Below are 15,466 nucleotides of genomic sequence, written 5' to 3' on the forward strand. Positions count from 1 at the left end.
TGCAGCGACACTCAGCTTAAATCCTCACTGTGATGACTTTTCCACCCCTAATCAATAGACAAACATTATGACTAAGCGCATCCATGTGGCCGTAGGTATTATTACTAATTCGGCCGGTGAAATACTGTTAGCAAAACGACCAGAGCATTTACATCAAGGTGGCAAATGGGAGTTCCCGGGCGGAAAAGTTGAAGCGGGAGAAACCGTTACGCAGGCGCTAACACGTGAATTAAAAGAAGAAGTGGCTCTGGACGTCACAGATAGCCGCCCCTTTATGGCGCTGAGCTTTGATTATCCCGATAAACAAGTGCTACTTGATATCCATTTGGTTACCGAGTTTAACGGCATAGCCCAAGGGCTAGAAGGTCAACTCATTGCTTGGGTGACTAAAGCCGATTTAATAAAATACAACTTCCCCGATGCTAATAAGCCGATTCTAGAAAAGCTTCTCGCACTCTAATCTGTAGAGTAATCAGCACTGCAGAAGTAAACTCAAGTGCGCGACCACATAGCCACTGCGCCCTCTATAGAGCTACGTGACTAAGCCAGTTGGTGAGTTTATATAAGTAATGCGTGATCTTGCTTGCAGCAAATTAATAATCGGCTTTTATCACATAGAGAATAATGTTTGAATCAAATCTCATTCTTTCTCTTCGATTTTAAGGGCGCATCATGCACAATAACATTAAGGCATTTATAGCCACTACCGCCTTGTTTTTTAGTTGTCAGGTACTTGCCAACGGTGGCTGTGGATTTGAAGAACAACAACAAGGTTTAATTGCCACCTGCAGTGAGGAGAAACAAGAAGTGATATTAACTGGCGTAGTAGAAGCACAACATTTAGTCACAGATCTTAATGAGTTTGCCGACGGCTATAAAAGCTATCAAGTCGATACTGCAGCCATTGCCCCGCTAAAAACCGTTACCGAACCGACTGAGATTATTGTAATCATTGGTACTTGGTGCCCAGATTGTCACCGTGAAACACCGCGCTTTATCCGTATCATGGAAGAAGTCGCTAATCCCAATATTAAAGTGACTTATATTGGTGTCGATCACAGCAAACAAGATCCTCAAGGTTTGGCGGCTAAATACGAATTCACTCGTATCCCAACCTTTATTGTGCTGCAGCAAGGCAAAGAAATTGGTCGCATTGTAGAGCGTCCAACCGTTTCCTTAGAAAAAGATTTAGCTGAAATTGTAAAATAATCAACTCAGTAAAAACAACAAAGGCCGCTATGCGGCCTTTAATATTTTATCCATCAGGCTAGTTAGCCTCGTCAATAATCCGCTGAGCTAACATTACCAATACCCCTTCACGCAATGCCCCGCCCGATAAAGCTAACTGTTCAATACCCAATAACTCAAACAAAGCCAATAAGATAGCGACACCTGCGGTAAAAGTTGGTGCCCGTTCACTGCAAAGCCCTAAAATACCTGTTAGGCCAATATCATCTTGGATAAGAATTTCAGCCTTTAGCTGATGTAACACATCAAGGGTTATCGTCTCAGACAAACCACGGTGAAGTAGCACTTCGACCACAGATTGCACCGCACCAGAAGCCCCCACAACACAGTGCCAACCGAGATCGCGTAAAGTATGCCTATGCTCAGCTAGTGTTGTTAACACCTGCTGTTTAGCATCATCAAAATCAAGCTGTTGCAACGGCATACTACTGAAAAACTGGCGGTTATAAGTTACGCTACCAAAAGGTAAACTGGTTTTGAACAATACTTGCTGCCCATCACCAATAATAAACTCAGTACTTGCGCCGCCAATATCAATCACTAAACGTCGGCCATGACCGCGAGTCGTTGCCACCATACCTTGATAGATAAGCTCAGCTTCACGCATACCAGAGATAATTTCGATCGGATGACCAAGCAGTGGTAATGCACGTCGATTAAACTCATCGGCATTACTAACATTACGTAGAGTCGCGGTGGCAATCACTGCGACATGATTTGCCTCTATCTTATGTTGCACTAACATCTGGGCAAACATGCTCAAACAGTCGAGACCGCGTTGCATCACGTCATGGCTTAATAAGCCATCATCGCCAATGCCTTCGGCAAGCCTCACTTTTCGTTTATATTTCGCAATAATATGTGGCTGATCACCACGGGTTCTGGCGATCAGCATATTAAAACTATTTGAGCCTAATGTTATGGCTGCATAAGCGGGTGTTGGCATTTACGAATGTCTACGAGTCCTGTCATGACGAGGAGGACGCGTCCCGCTCCGTGGCGCACCAGGACGACCTGTTCCTGAACGATCACGCAAATTACGAGTGCCGCTAGGATGCTTACGGTGGATTTTTGCAGGAGTGGGTATATCGGCCAGCAAAGCGTCAGCGTCGTAATTGCTCACTGGAATCGAATGATTAATATAGCTTTCGATAGCTGGCAAGTTCAACGCATATTCTTCACAGGCAAAACTTATCGACATGCCTTTATTGCCCGCACGACCAGTACGACCAATACGGTGTACATAATCTTCGCAATCATCAGGTAAATCATAGTTATACACATGTGATACGTCAGAGATATGTAAACCACGCGCAGCAACATCGGTCGCCACTAATATGTCTAACTGACCACTGGTAAATTGCTCAAGAATACGGATACGTTTCTTTTGTGGTACATCACCGGTCAATAACCCCACGCGATGACCATCACCTTCAAGCCATGACCAAAGCGTTTCACAGCTGTGCTTAGTGTTGGAGAAAACAATGGCTTTTTCTGGCCAATCTTCTTCAATTAAGGTCAACAGTAAACGCATTTTGTGTTCTTGCGAAGGATAGAAGATTTCTTCTTTAATATTTTTAGAGGTTTTTTCTTCAGGCTCGATTTCAACCTTAACCGGCTCGTTCATATGATCATAAGCCAGCTCTTGCACTTTCATCGACAAGGTTGCTGAAAATAGCATATTCAGACGTTGATTAGCCTCTGGCATACGTCTAAACAAGAAACGGATATCTTTGATAAACCCCAGATCGAACATACGATCAGCTTCATCTAATACCACGGCCTGAATTGAATTTAAGCCAATAATGCCTTGGCGAACGTAATCAATAATACGGCCAGTGGTGCCAATCAAGATATCAACACCTTGATCCAACACTTTACGCTGCACGTCGTAACTTTCACCGCCGTAAACAATACCCACCTTTAAGTGTGTGTGTTTAGCGAGTAAAATAGCGTCTTTAGCAATTTGAATCGCTAATTCGCGAGTCGGGGCCATTATGATGGCGCGAGGCTGATTTATCAGTCGACCTTCAGGAATGGGCATAGATAGCAAGTGGTTAAACGTGGCGACCAAAAAGGCCATTGTCTTGCCTGTGCCCGTTTGTGCTTGACCAGCGATATCTTTCGATTGAAGTAATACAGGTAGTGATAACGCCTGAATCGGCGTACAAAATTCGAAGCCGTTCTCGGCAAGAGCCTGTTTAACCTCAGGATGTAGAGGTAGGTCGGCAAACCTTTGGGTAGATAGATGTGTTTCGCTCATAGCGCAAGCTTACCTGTTGAGGTTGCAATAAGATACTCGATCGTTTGAAATAGCCACATTGTAAAAAAAGGTAACTTGAAAAGCTATTTTTCAACCCCAATATACATGGTAAGCCATTAACAAACCAGCAATGGCAGCCAAACTGGAGAACATCATGAGCGATAAAATTATATACCTGAGTGACGACAGCTTCGAAAGCGACGTATTAAAGTCTGATTTGCCAGTATTGGTAGACTTCTGGGCCGAGTGGTGTGGTCCTTGTAAAATGATCGCTCCAATTTTAGACGATGTGTCTGAAGAATATGCAGGTCGCCTGACTATCGCTAAATTGAACGTTGACCAAAACAATGTTTCTCCTGCGAAATATGGCGTCCGTGGCATTCCAACATTACTGCTATTCAAGAACGGTGAATTAGCGGCGACTAAAGTTGGCGCGCTATCAAAAACACAATTGAAAGAGTTTATTGACGCGCAAATCTAATTTAATCGCGTAATGAGTGACCTCCGGCACAGGCAATAAATTAATTGTGTCGGAATCTCCCTAAATTTCTGGACGCCCCGCTTTGTTAGTGCTACTTTAATAACCAGATTCTTTCTAATAACCTCTTTCTCGCTCGTCAATCACTATTCTGAATTACATCCTTACTGATTGAGCGGTAAGCTTTGTCGCGTAACACAAGACCCCCAAAATGAACTTAACTGAATTAAAAGACACGCCGATTTCTGACCTAGTCTTACTAGCTGAAAATATGAAGCTCGAAAATATGGCCCGCGCTCGTAAGCAGGACATCATTTTCTCAATCCTTAAAGCCCACGCAAAAAGTGGAGAAGACATTTTCGGCGGCGGAGTATTAGAAATACTCCAAGACGGCTTCGGCTTCTTACGCAGCTCAGACGGTTCTTATTTAGCTGGCCCAGACGACATTTATGTCTCGCCAAGCCAAATTCGCCGCTTTAACATGCGCACGGGTGATACCATTTTTGGTAAAATACGCCCACCAAAAGAAGGCGAGCGTTATTTTGCCCTATTGAAAGTCAACGAAGTTAACTTCGATAAACCTGAAAACTCTCGTAATAAAATCCTCTTTGAAAACTTAACGCCACTCCACGCAGAAGAACGTATGCGTATGGAGCGCGGTAACGGCTCAACAGAAGATATTACGGCACGTATTCTGGATTTATGCTCACCGATTGGTAAAGGTCAACGTGGTTTGATTGTTGCACCACCAAAAGCCGGTAAAACCCTATTACTTCAAGGTATTGCTCAAAGCATCAGCTACAACAACCCAGAAGTAGTGTTGATGGTATTACTGATTGATGAACGCCCAGAAGAAGTAACTGAGATGCAGCGCCTTGTTAAGGGTGAAGTTATCGCATCAACCTTCGATGAGCCAGCCAGCCGCCACGTTCAAGTTGCCGAAATGGTGATTGAAAAAGCAAAACGCTTGGTTGAACACAAGAAAGACGTAGTTATCTTACTCGACTCTATTACTCGTCTGGCCCGTGCCTATAACACAGTCATCCCGTCATCGGGCAAAGTGTTAACTGGTGGTGTCGATGCTAACGCCCTGCACCGTCCAAAACGCTTCTTTGGTGCAGCACGTAACATCGAACACGGCGGCAGCTTGACCATTATCGCTACTGCGTTGGTCGATACGGGTTCGAAGATGGACGAAGTGATCTACGAAGAATTTAAAGGTACAGGTAACCAAGAGCTACATTTGTCACGTAAGGCGGCAGAAAAGCGTGTGTTCCCAGCCATTGATTTCAATCGCAGCGGTACGCGTCGTGAAGAAAAACTGACGACGCAAGATGAACTGCAAAAAATGTGGATCCTGCGTAAGATTTTACATCCTATGGATGAAGTCAGCGCAATGGAATTCTTAATCGACAAATTGGCGATGACCAAAACTAACGAAGAATTCTTCACTGCGATGAAACGCTCTAAGTCTTAGGCTCGCACTAAAGCTTAGTTCGAAGCATCAATCTAAAAGCCGCATAATGCGGCTTTTTTGTTAGCAACGCTTTTCACTCCAAAAATTTATTGAACTCCCCCACAATGGCTTGATTAATATCTCACTTAAATCTCACTCAATCATTGCCAAAACTTGATCTCCCCACCAAGGTGCTACTCGCAGCACCGCATATAACATAAACAATATACGGCACGGCAATTGCTGCCATATGATTAGCATCAAAAAACGAATTAACTGTTTCATTTATAGATATAACACACTGAAATACATTGGTTAACTTGTCTTACCTTTGTTTGTTTTTAACGTTGCTTTTGTGATCATCTTCTAAGAGTTGCACTCTGTCTGGTGAGTTAGCTCACGCTTTAAATCTGTGCTGCTGACCACTGATTTACGTTACTGCTATCGTGTAAGTTGCCAAGCAGTGCCCAACGATAAATGACATAGGTGGAACCAAAATGACTGATGTGACTCGAGTTAAGAAAAAGGTGAGTTCGCCACTGAGTCACCCATGGTCAGCAAAGGCTGATTGGCTACAAAGTGCCACGGGAATTCTGCTCGGTTTGTTTTTACTGCTGCACATGCATTTTGAATCTAGCATTTTGCTCGGCAAAGAAGCGTTTTATCAAGTAGTGCAATTACTTGAAGGCGGAATATTTAGCAGCTCTGGACATGGCTTTCCTATCGTTACACAAGTGTTTTCAGTGTTCATGTTACTGGTGGTGATGCTGCATGCAGCGCTAGCGTTACGGCGTTTTCCTACACAATTAGGCCAATGGCGTGCCCTACGCACACATATGCACAATATCCCTCATAGGGATACTCACGCATGGTTTTGGCAGCTAGTCACAGGTTTTATCTTATTTTTCCTTATACCTGCGCACCTATTTACGATGATATTAAATCCCGAAATTGGCCCGCATTTATCGGCCGAACGGGTGTATCACGATAATGCTTGGCTACTGTATGCCCTGCTGCTACCTGCGGTTGTGATACACGCCATGATTGGTTTGTATCGCGTTGCGCTGAAATGGGGTTTATCTAGCCGACGCGCGGCCCTAGGTAACGTCGCTAAAATATTGATTATCTACCTATTATGCCTGGGTGCTGCCAGCCTGATTACCTATTTATTTATTGGCAGTGAACTTGGCACACCAATCCAACCCTTTGTACCGAAACAATAATTAAGCTGACAATAACAACAGATCCCATTAAGGAGCAGGCGTGAAACTGATTTATACCGATTCATTAGTGGTAGGAGCTGGACTGGCGGGGTTAAGGGTGGCCATCGCTTCAAAAGAGCGTGGACTTGATACCTTAGTGCTATCGCTCATCCCTGCTAAACGCTCTCACTCTGCTGCCGCTCAAGGTGGTATGCAGGCAAGCTTAGGTAATACCGTTAAAGGTATGGGTGATGATGAGGATGTGCATTTTCAAGATACGGTAAAAGGCTCTGACTGGGGCTGCGATCAAGATGTCGCGCGCATGTTTGCCCATTGTGCGCCTAAAGCCGTGCGCGAGTTAGCTAATTGGGGCGTACCTTGGTCGAGGGTGAGTGCAGGACCAAGACAAGTAATTGTTAACGCACAAAAAGTGACCTTGCAAGAAGCACAACAAGCCCATGGACTGATTAATGCCCGTGACTTTGGCGGCACAAAAAAATGGCGCACTTGCTACACGGCCGATGGTACCGGCCATTCGCTGTTATACGCTATGGATAACAAAGCGATTGCTATGGATATTCCCGTGCATGAGCGCATCGAAGCGCTGGCACTTATTCATGATGGCAAACGTTGCCATGGCGTGATTGCCCGCTGCTTAATTACTGGCGAACTGAGAGCCTATGTCGCTAAATCGACCACTATCGCTACGGGCGGATATGGTCGTATTTATGAGGTCTCGACCAACGCGATAATCTGCGAAGGTATTGGTCAAGCATTAGCCTTAGAAACTGGCGTAGCAAAGCTTGGCAATATGGAAGCAGTGCAATTTCACCCCACAGCTATCGTTCCTGTGGGCATTTTAACCACTGAAGGTTGTCGCGGTGATGGTGGATTACTGCGCGATAAAGACGGCTATCGCTTTATGCCCGACTATGAGCCTGATAAAAAGGAATTGGCATCGCGCGATGTGGTATCGCGCCGTATGACTGAACATATACGTAAAGGTAAAGGGATTGATAGTCCTTACGGCGCGCATTTGTGGCTGGATATTACCCTGCTAGGTCGCAAACATATTGAAACCAATCTGAGGGAAGTGCAGGAAATCTGCGAAAACTTTTTAGGCATCGATCCCGCTAAAGATTGGATCCCCGTGCGCCCAACCCAGCATTATTCTATGGGGGGTATTAGAACCAATGCCACCGGTGAAAGCCCACAGCTTAAAGGTTTATTCAGCGTCGGCGAAGCAGCGTGTTGGGACATGCATGGTTTTAACCGATTAGGCGGTAACTCACTGGCTGAAACCGTGGTTGGCGGTATGATTATCGGTAAATATGTCGCCGATTTTTGTGAGAACAATAGCCTAGAAATTGACACTCAACTTGTCGAGCAATTTATGCAGCAAGTACAGAGTGAAATTGATGTGTTGATCGAAGGCGATGGTATTGAAAGTGCCTTTACGCTCAAACACGAAATGCAGCGCATCATGATGGATTATGTCGGTATTTTCCGTAATGGCCCTGAGCTTGATAAAGCCGTCGCTGAGCTTAAAGTGTTGCTCGAGCGTTCGCGCAAACTTGGGCTCAAGTGTAAGAAACGTCACGCTAATCCTGAACTAGTCGAAGCCCTGCGGGTCAAGCGCATGCTAAAAGTGGCATTAACTGTAGCTTGCGGCGCCGCCGCGCGAACCGAGAGTCGTGGTGCCCACGCCCGTGAAGACTTTCCGCAGCGAAATGACCGCGATTGGCTAAATCGCACCTTAGCCAGTTGGCCCGATCCCGATGCGCTCGAACCTGTGCTCAATTACGAAGCGCTTGATGTGATGAAGATGGAACTACCACCGGGTTATCGAGGCTATGGCATTAACAACGCTATAGCCCATCCCGATACCGCAAAGCGTGAACAGCAAATTACTGAGATTTTAGCTGAGCTAGGCGATGATGCCGACCGTTATCAACGCCAGCGCGCCATTATGCCCTTTGAGTTACCCGAAAGTTTACAACCCAATAATGAGCGGCTGAGTGATACGTTAACCAGCCCGTCCGCCAATGCGTTAGGAGAAAAATCATAATGAGCCAAGGTCGCCAGCTCAGCTTTAATATCTTTCGTTATGATCCGCAGGAGCCAGACGATAAGCCCAAAATGATCCGATATCAGCTTACTGAAACGCCGGGGATGACAGTATTTATCGCCCTCAATAAACTTAGGGAAGAACAAGATACCTCGCTGCAGTTTGATTTTGTCTGCCGAGCAGGTATTTGTGGCAGTTGCGCTATGGTGATTAACGGTTTTCCGACGTTAGCTTGCCGTACCTTAACCGCCAAATATCCTAAGGGCGACATCACCTTAATGCCACTGCCAGGCTTTGAGTTGATTGGTGACCTATCGGTGAATACCGGCAAATTTATGCGCGAATTAGCTGAGCGTTTAAAGTTGTGGTTACACCCTAAGGCTAATGATAGCGATGTGCATCGCCTTGAGGACCCAATGGACCCAGTTGAAGCTGCACGTCTGTACGAGCTAGAGCGCTGTGTTGAGTGTGGCGTATGTGTTTCGGCTTGCGCGACCAAACAAATGCGTGACACCTTTGTTGGCGCCGTAGGTATGATGAAAATCGCTCGTTTTGAAATGGATAGTCGCGACGCTCGCACCGCAGAAGATTTTTACCACGTGATTGGTAATCAGGATGGGGTGTTTGGTTGCATGACTTTGCTCGGTTGCCAAGATAACTGTCCTAAGGATTTACCGCATATGCAGCAAATCGCTTACCTACGGCGCAAAATGGCCATGACATTAATTTAGCCCATTTTATCAATCATAAAAAAAGCGCCAATAAGTTTGGCGCTTTTTATCAAAACTCGTCCTAAATATCAGCTTTGCTGTAAACGACCTATTTAAATAGATGCTGGATATTTTTTAAATCACCCTTACCTTCAGCAATTTCTTCAGGCGTTAGCCCCGTCACTTCATGTGGAAACACCAACCAGTCCTCAGAAGCGTGGATGTAATAATCAGGCTTTAAAGGTACAGCGGTATTTTTAGGTTTGTAATATGGGCAAGCGATACGGATATCTGTTGGCATATTTAGGCGCATGAGTTGGCCTAATTTCTCTTTTAATGCGTGGATGCTACGGCCAGAGTCAAATACATCATCAACAATCAATAAACCGTCGCTCGCGTTAGCGTTTTCAACGATGTAATGCAGGCCATGGACTTTAATTTCTTTGTTTTGTTTGTCGGTGCCAATTCCATAATAGGAAGACGTACGCACGGCAATATGATCGGTTTCGACTTGTTTAAAATCAAAAAACTCCTGTACCGCGATCCCGATTGGAGCGCCGCCACGCCAAATACCCACGATAAACTGCGGCCGAAAGCCACTCTCATAGACCTGCGAAGCTAATAAAAACGAATCTTCTAACAGTTGTTGGGCGGTTACAAAATACTTTTCTGACATGACACAGTCCCCATCACATTGATTTTATTTTTAGGTCGTTAAAGCAAAAGCTTGTAACCCTGTAAGGTCTGTTCGGCGGGTAATTAATCCCAAAACAGCTTTGCCTTAGCAAGTGTAGGCAGCCACCGAATTTGGGAGCGAATTTTATACCAAAAAAATATGATGTGCTGCAGTAATAATGAGAACTAGCCCGAGAATAGGCATTTATTTTGTATTTTTAAGCCCAAGATAACAAAAAAACTCACCGAACTTGTACCGCGCTACCACAGCCCACACCTAAGCTGCTACCATCGGCTTAGGTTAACGTAAGGCATTAAACGCATCCCCGAAAACCGTAAAAAAGGAATTTATACCATGAAAGTCAGCGATATTATGAGTCACCAAGTCATCTGTATTAGCGATGGCGCCAGTTTGAAAGATGCCCATCATCTGATGCAAACCCGTGGTGTACGCCACTTACCGGTAATTTCTGAAATCGATGGCACCCTCGTTGGTGTACTAACCCATAAAAAGATGATCGCCAGTGTAATGTCGATGCTAAACAAATACGGCCAAGGTGCGCTTGACCGTAAAGAGCGTTACACACCGATTGATACCGTGATGGATAAAGACTGCCAGCATCTGACCGCCGATGAGCCTTTAACTGTGGTAGTGGAATATTTTATCGAGAATAAGCTAGGCTGCTTACCCGTTGTTGATGCCGATAAAAAGGTACTAGGTATTGTCACCTCATCGGACTTTATTAAACTGTGCCGCACTTTATTACAGCAAAAAAACTAACATTATTATCAAGAATGCGCAGCCGATGTGCGCTGCGCTATCATTGAGTGCACTCAAAAATCGCTAAAGCGAATTCACACTAGGAATGCGATTAAAACGCTGCCAACGACCGGAGCGCCAGCGATACACCATAATCAAACCACGCACCCATTCATCGGCGGCCACGGCAAGCCAAGCGGCAAGTACGCCATAGCCTAAGTGAAGGCCAAATAACCATGCCAATAAAACCCCAATACCCCACATACTCAAGAGCCCAACCCGCACCGGAAACGCCACATCACCGGCACCTTTTAGTGCCGAGATAATCACTAAATTAAATACCCGTCCAGTTTCAAGCGCGATAGAGCCGGCCAGTAATACCGCCGTTAATTGGATGACTTCCTCATTTTCACTCAACCAGCCAATAATAGTGAATCGCTGCCAATAAAAAATTAACACTATGGCTAACGAAGTGATAAAACCCACCAAACAGTAACGCTGCACCCGCGTGGTGATTTCATCAAACCATTGTTTACCAACATAGTACCCAGTCTGAATTTGCGTCGCTTGCCCAAGTGCCACCGCAAAACAATAGATAAATCGGCTAATGTTCAACCCATAGGTGTAAGCCGTAAGCGATAAAGTACCCATCTGGCTGATAAAATAGATGATGGTCATCTGCGCGACATTGTAAGACAGCATCTCACCAGCATTAAGTAAGCCAATACGCATCACGCTCCAATAAGTGCTGCGCGGTAATAATTTAAGGCGACGCAGTGGCAGCGGGATTTTTTTATAACGGATCACCAGTAACATAATCACAGCGCCGATAATCTGGCTGGTCACTGTGGATATGGCTACCCCAGTCACGCTATAAACGGGTAAATCAAAGGGAGAATACAGGGCAATATAGTTACCGATGACGTTCATCAAACCTGTACTTGACGTCACTAACATGGCTGAGCGAGTAAAACCGTAACTCCTTAAAATTGCAGCAAAAGCAATGTTCATCACTAGGCCAATACTCAAGCTGCCGCAAATCACTAAATAGTCATAGCCAAAACCTGCTACATCGTGTTCCAGCGCAAACAGGCCGATAATTCCCTCAGCGCCGAAGAACATTGACGAGCCCATAATCAGCGCAAGTAACAAACTCAATGCAATACTTGCCACCCCTATATCGACAGCCTGCTGCGACTGACCAGCACCGTTATTTTGGCTAATTAAAATGCTCGCGCCTGTGCTCACCATCATCGACATGACCATCATGAAGAACATCAACTGAGTCGTGAGCCCCACCGCCGCTACCGCGTTATCGGAATAATGGCTGAGCATAAAAATGTCGCTAATCCCAAGCAGCGATTGCAACAAGGTCTCGACAAAAATCGGCCAAGTTAGGGCAACGATGCTCATGCGCTGCTGCAATGTTTTGGGTGTTTTAGCCACGAAGAATTCCTGCAAATAGAGAACGAATAGCGAGTGTGAACGCTAGGTCAATGAATCTATCTAAACAGTATATTGGCAAGGCGACTGAGTAAAATACTGAAAGATAGTTTCATAAAAAGCCATAAATCATAATCAAACGTTGAATAAAGGCGAAAAAACAAGCGAAAACACCCTTAGCCCCAATTTTACTGGTAATTTTATTACAATATTATGCGCCACTCAATTGGCAAAGTGACCAATGTCGTAAAAACGTTAGACAACTCTCAATGATGTGCATTTATCAATAAAAAAAGGCTCTCTATTGAGATAGAAAGCCTTTTTAGCACATCAATATTAGGACTTAAGCGCGCTTATTTCGATACGCCAAAAACAACAAGACGATGCCTACAGCGAGGAAAGGTAGGCTGAGTAATTGGCCCGCGCTTAAGAGTGTTTCAGAGTAAGCCGCTTGGCTGACTTTAATTGACTCAATCGCAATACGCGCACTAAATACCGACACTAGGAACAGGCCAAAAATAGCCCCGTGCCGTTGTTTAATTTGAGTATATTGATACAGAACATACAGACCAATAAAGATAGCTAAATACGCAAACGCCTCATAGAGCTGCGCCGGATGCCTTGGTAACATATCAACACGGGCAAAGATAATGCCCCAAGGTTGAGTCGTTGGGTCGCCTAAAATCTCTGAGTTGGCAAAGTTTGCCATCCGCACAAAAAAACCAAAAATGGCGGTGGCAATCGCCAGTCTATCCAACAAAAATAAGAAGGGTAGCTTCACTTTACGTTGGTAATAATACAGCGCCAGAATCGCGCCTAGCCCACCACCGTGACTCGCCAACCCCCCCTCCCAAATCGCTAGAATCTTCAGTGGGTGGGCAAAGTAATAATCCGGATCGTAAAAAATACAATGGGCCAAACGGGCGCCGACGATAATGCCGACAACACAATAAATGAGTAAATTATCGAGTGACTCAACATCGAGATTTTCTTGAATATAAATTCGCTTCATCACCTGAAAACCTGCGGTGATAGCGACAGCAAATAACACGCCATACCAATGTATTTTGAGCCCCATAAACGAGACTAATACAGGATCGAGTTGCCACACTAAGTGTTCCAAATTCAATTACTCCATAACACTGGGTACATGAGCTACGCCAAAAAATATGTTTTACGTGGTTAATACCGATTAAACAAGGTCTGTCGTGCAGAACACTTTACATCGAGCACAATTGCTTAAATTTAAGACATTTTCAGTGCGATTGGCGCCACTAAATGCCAAATCCGCCATCGATATCGGATTGCGTTATCGGCTAATCCAGCAGAGGTTAATAAAATTAAACCTCGGTTTGTTTTCGGCTTAATCGTTGGATAATTTCACTATGCTGCGGATATTGCTCTAACAGTGATTCTTGGCTAAATAACTCAAAATCGTCGAAGGTAAAACCTGGCGATACCATGCAACCCACTAATGAAAAGCCTGCATGATTCAAAGCTGAGCCAAAAATACAGCCCTTAGGTACTAAAAATTGTGGCCGCTCACCGGCTGCTAAATCGAGCCCTAACTGCGCAGTGGTTAATACTCCTTCAGGATCAATCATATAAATCGTTAGGGATTGTCCAGCTTGGAAATACCACATCTCATCAGCAGTCAAGCGGTGAAAATGGGAAACCTCATCTGTGCGCAACAAAAAATAAATGCTGCTCCATAACGCCCGAGTTGAGTCAAATGACGTCTCAGAGCGGTAAGAAGATCGATAATAACCACCTTCAACATGCTGCTCTAGTGCTAAATGTTCAATAAAATCATCGGCGGTTTGCATAGTAAGAATACCTGTATCAGTCAATTGGCTTCGAAATTCAAGCCTGTGAGTGTACTCGAAAAACCGTCACTCTCTAAGTGTGCTGATAGCATTTTATGATTTAGGCCACTACGACAATATGATTAATACAGACTTAATGCAGATTAAATGCAGATTAAATCAGCATGGCTACGATTTCATTTGCTAACATAAACAGTAAGATAAAAGTGCCTTCCGTGACTCAAAATCACCAAATTAATCTGCATTAATAAGATTTATTTGTCGCTAACGCTGATGACAATTAAGATACACACTGCTGGATAAGCTGAGTTTCCACAGGGAACCTATAAATGATCAACATTGAACAGATGGCTTTAGTACTTGATGCATTGCCAGATCCTACTTTTGTATTATCAAAAAGTGGAAAATATATCGCCGTATTTGGCGGTAAAGATGGGCGTTATTATCATGATGGTAGCGGCTTAATCGGCTTATACCTTGCTGATGTGTTAAAAACTGACAAACTCAATTACTTTTTAACGACGATCGAGATGGCATTAAGCAGCCATAAATTGTTGATTGAAGAATATGAACTTAGTAGTAAAGATGTCAAAGGCTTACCCGATATCGGGCCAGAACACCCCATTTGGTTTGAAGGTCGAATTCAAGCGCTGGATTTTCTTGTTGATAACGAGCCCGTTGTGCTTTGGGTCGCCAGTAATATCTCACAACGGCACGAACTTGAAATCCAACTACGCCAATTTAGCGATACAGATCAACTGACAGGATTATTTAATCGCCGCAGATTAGATCAGGATTTAACCGAACAATTTGAGATCTCTCAGCATAATCATACTTCGGCCTCCATTTTGGTCCTCGATCTCGATCATTTAAAGGCCATTAACGACAATTTAGGCCACCATATCGGTGATAAAGTAATTATGACAGTGGCTGACACCTGCCGAAAACAGCTAACAGCAATAGATAATGCCTATCGTTTTGGCGGCGATGAGTTTGTGATAGCCCTTCCAGGGCAACAACTAGAACAAGCTTTAGCCTTTGCAGAACATCTCTGCCAATGTTTATACATTGAATTGCAAAAGCATATCGTTGATGGGGTATTTGCAACTATGAGCATAGGTGTGGCGAGTATCCATCCGCGCGATAAATCCTATGAAGAAACATTAAAACGCGCCGACGCCGCTCTCTATCAAGCTAAACGTAGCGGCAAAAACCGAGTGATAGCAAAACATATTTAAATACTGCCTGCTCATACTCACGATAAAACGTTAATATCCGCGATAAAAAATAGAATTATGCCGAATAAAAAAGCGAGCCATAAGGCTCGCTATTAAAGT

Annotated in this window: 15 protein-coding genes; 9 read left to right on the forward strand and 6 right to left on the reverse strand. The window is 44.4% G+C overall.

Features of this window, described 5'->3' with window-relative positions; all coding sequences use genetic code 11:
• Positions 1 to 67: 67 nt before the first annotated feature.
• Positions 68 to 460 carry an 8-oxo-dGTP diphosphatase MutT gene (gene mutT, locus BW947_RS09240; RefSeq protein ID WP_076498794.1) on the forward strand — a complete coding sequence of 131 codons (393 nt, stop codon included), beginning with the start codon at positions 68 to 70 and terminating at the stop codon, positions 458 to 460.
• Positions 461 to 672: 212 nt separating this feature from the next.
• Positions 673 to 1,209 (forward strand): thioredoxin family protein, encoded by a 537-nt coding sequence (locus tag BW947_RS09245; protein WP_076498797.1) that lies wholly within the window; start codon positions 673 to 675, stop codon positions 1,207 to 1,209.
• Between the two features lie 58 nt (positions 1,210 to 1,267).
• Here the strand turns inward: BW947_RS09245 and BW947_RS09250 are convergent, their stop codons facing one another.
• Together BW947_RS09250 and rhlB are read right to left on the reverse strand one after the other, a co-directional pair.
• Complete coding sequence (locus BW947_RS09250) at positions 1,268 to 2,194, reverse strand: Ppx/GppA phosphatase family protein (RefSeq protein ID WP_076498800.1); 927 nt, start codon at positions 2,192 to 2,194, stop codon at positions 1,268 to 1,270.
• The gene (rhlB, locus tag BW947_RS09255) at positions 2,195 to 3,511 is read right to left on the reverse strand and encodes an ATP-dependent RNA helicase RhlB (RefSeq protein ID WP_076498803.1); all 1,317 of its coding nucleotides are present in this window, start codon (positions 3,509 to 3,511) and stop codon (positions 2,195 to 2,197) included.
• Positions 3,512 to 3,665: 154 nt separating this feature from the next.
• Between rhlB and trxA the strand changes: the two genes are divergently transcribed.
• From trxA to BW947_RS09280, 5 genes are all read left to right on the forward strand, one after another.
• The gene (trxA, locus tag BW947_RS09260; protein ID WP_076498805.1) at positions 3,666 to 3,992 is read left to right on the forward strand and encodes a thioredoxin TrxA; all 327 of its coding nucleotides are present in this window, start codon (positions 3,666 to 3,668) and stop codon (positions 3,990 to 3,992) included.
• 208 nt (positions 3,993 to 4,200) lie between these two features.
• A complete protein-coding gene (rho, locus tag BW947_RS09265) occupies positions 4,201 to 5,466 on the forward strand; it encodes a transcription termination factor Rho (protein WP_076498808.1) in 1,266 nt (421 codons plus the stop codon).
• Between the two features lie 476 nt (positions 5,467 to 5,942).
• Positions 5,943 to 6,668 (forward strand): fumarate reductase cytochrome b subunit, encoded by a 726-nt coding sequence (locus tag BW947_RS09270; RefSeq protein ID WP_076498810.1) that lies wholly within the window; start codon positions 5,943 to 5,945, stop codon positions 6,666 to 6,668.
• Between the two features lie 40 nt (positions 6,669 to 6,708).
• Entirely contained in the window at positions 6,709 to 8,715 is a 2,007-nt protein-coding gene (locus tag BW947_RS09275; protein WP_076498812.1) for a fumarate reductase flavoprotein subunit, read from the forward strand.
• Positions 8,715 to 9,446: a fumarate reductase iron-sulfur subunit gene (locus BW947_RS09280; RefSeq protein ID WP_076498815.1), complete on the forward strand. Its 732-nt coding sequence runs from the start codon at positions 8,715 to 8,717 to the stop codon at positions 9,444 to 9,446. The genes BW947_RS09275 and BW947_RS09280 overlap by 1 nt, the downstream gene beginning before the upstream one ends.
• 88 nt (positions 9,447 to 9,534) lie before the next feature.
• Here BW947_RS09280 and BW947_RS09285 read toward each other — a convergent pair whose 3' ends face one another.
• The gene (locus BW947_RS09285; RefSeq protein WP_076498817.1) at positions 9,535 to 10,101 is read right to left on the reverse strand and encodes a phosphoribosyltransferase; all 567 of its coding nucleotides are present in this window, start codon (positions 10,099 to 10,101) and stop codon (positions 9,535 to 9,537) included.
• A 354-nt stretch (positions 10,102 to 10,455) separates the two neighbouring features.
• Between BW947_RS09285 and BW947_RS09290 the strand changes: the two genes are divergently transcribed.
• Positions 10,456 to 10,881 carry a CBS domain-containing protein gene (locus tag BW947_RS09290; RefSeq protein WP_076498820.1) on the forward strand — a complete coding sequence of 142 codons (426 nt, stop codon included), beginning with the start codon at positions 10,456 to 10,458 and terminating at the stop codon, positions 10,879 to 10,881.
• 63 nt (positions 10,882 to 10,944) lie between these two features.
• Here the strand turns inward: BW947_RS09290 and BW947_RS09295 are convergent, their stop codons facing one another.
• The 3 genes from BW947_RS09295 to BW947_RS09305 all read right to left on the reverse strand — a co-directional run bounded on the left by BW947_RS09295 (position 10,945) and on the right by BW947_RS09305 (position 14,129).
• Positions 10,945 to 12,306, reverse strand: a complete 1,362-nt coding sequence (locus BW947_RS09295) for an MATE family efflux transporter (RefSeq protein ID WP_076498822.1) — start codon at positions 12,304 to 12,306, stop codon at positions 10,945 to 10,947.
• Between the two features lie 340 nt (positions 12,307 to 12,646).
• On the reverse strand, positions 12,647 to 13,426 hold the full coding sequence (lgt, locus tag BW947_RS09300; RefSeq protein WP_076498825.1) for a prolipoprotein diacylglyceryl transferase: 780 nt from the start codon (positions 13,424 to 13,426) through the stop codon (positions 12,647 to 12,649).
• 217 nt (positions 13,427 to 13,643) lie between these two features.
• On the reverse strand, positions 13,644 to 14,129 hold the full coding sequence (locus tag BW947_RS09305) for a cupin domain-containing protein (RefSeq protein ID WP_076498827.1): 486 nt from the start codon (positions 14,127 to 14,129) through the stop codon (positions 13,644 to 13,646).
• Positions 14,130 to 14,458: 329 nt separating this feature from the next.
• Between BW947_RS09305 and BW947_RS09310 the strand changes: the two genes are divergently transcribed.
• Positions 14,459 to 15,367, forward strand: coding sequence for a GGDEF domain-containing protein (locus tag BW947_RS09310; RefSeq protein ID WP_076498830.1), 909 nt, complete (start codon positions 14,459 to 14,461; stop codon positions 15,365 to 15,367).
• The last annotated feature ends 99 nt before the right edge of the window (positions 15,368 to 15,466 follow it).

Source organism: Shewanella morhuae, assembly GCF_900156405.1.
GTDB classification, from domain to species: Bacteria; Pseudomonadota; Gammaproteobacteria; order Enterobacterales; family Shewanellaceae; genus Shewanella; species Shewanella morhuae.

Excerpts from the sequence above, each read along its gene's own strand:
- BW947_RS09285 (WP_076498817.1), bottom strand. The coding sequence starts at position 10,101 with ATGTCAGAAAAGTATTTTGTAACCGCCCAACAACTGTTAGAAGATTCG.
- BW947_RS09270 (WP_076498810.1), top strand. The coding sequence starts at position 5,943 with ATGACTGATGTGACTCGAGTTAAGAAAAAGGTGAGTTCGCCACTGAGT.
- BW947_RS09245 (WP_076498797.1), top strand. The coding sequence starts at position 673 with ATGCACAATAACATTAAGGCATTTATAGCCACTACCGCCTTGTTTTTT.
- BW947_RS09290 (WP_076498820.1), top strand. The coding sequence starts at position 10,456 with ATGAAAGTCAGCGATATTATGAGTCACCAAGTCATCTGTATTAGCGAT.
- mutT (WP_076498794.1), top strand. The coding sequence starts at position 68 with ATGACTAAGCGCATCCATGTGGCCGTAGGTATTATTACTAATTCGGCC.
- rhlB (WP_076498803.1), bottom strand. The coding sequence starts at position 3,511 with ATGAGCGAAACACATCTATCTACCCAAAGGTTTGCCGACCTACCTCTA.
- rho (WP_076498808.1), top strand. The coding sequence starts at position 4,201 with ATGAACTTAACTGAATTAAAAGACACGCCGATTTCTGACCTAGTCTTA.
- BW947_RS09310 (WP_076498830.1), top strand. The coding sequence starts at position 14,459 with ATGATCAACATTGAACAGATGGCTTTAGTACTTGATGCATTGCCAGAT.
- BW947_RS09250 (WP_076498800.1), bottom strand. The coding sequence starts at position 2,194 with ATGCCAACACCCGCTTATGCAGCCATAACATTAGGCTCAAATAGTTTT.
- BW947_RS09280 (WP_076498815.1), top strand. The coding sequence starts at position 8,715 with ATGAGCCAAGGTCGCCAGCTCAGCTTTAATATCTTTCGTTATGATCCG.
- trxA (WP_076498805.1), top strand. The coding sequence starts at position 3,666 with ATGAGCGATAAAATTATATACCTGAGTGACGACAGCTTCGAAAGCGAC.
- BW947_RS09305 (WP_076498827.1), bottom strand. The coding sequence starts at position 14,129 with ATGCAAACCGCCGATGATTTTATTGAACATTTAGCACTAGAGCAGCAT.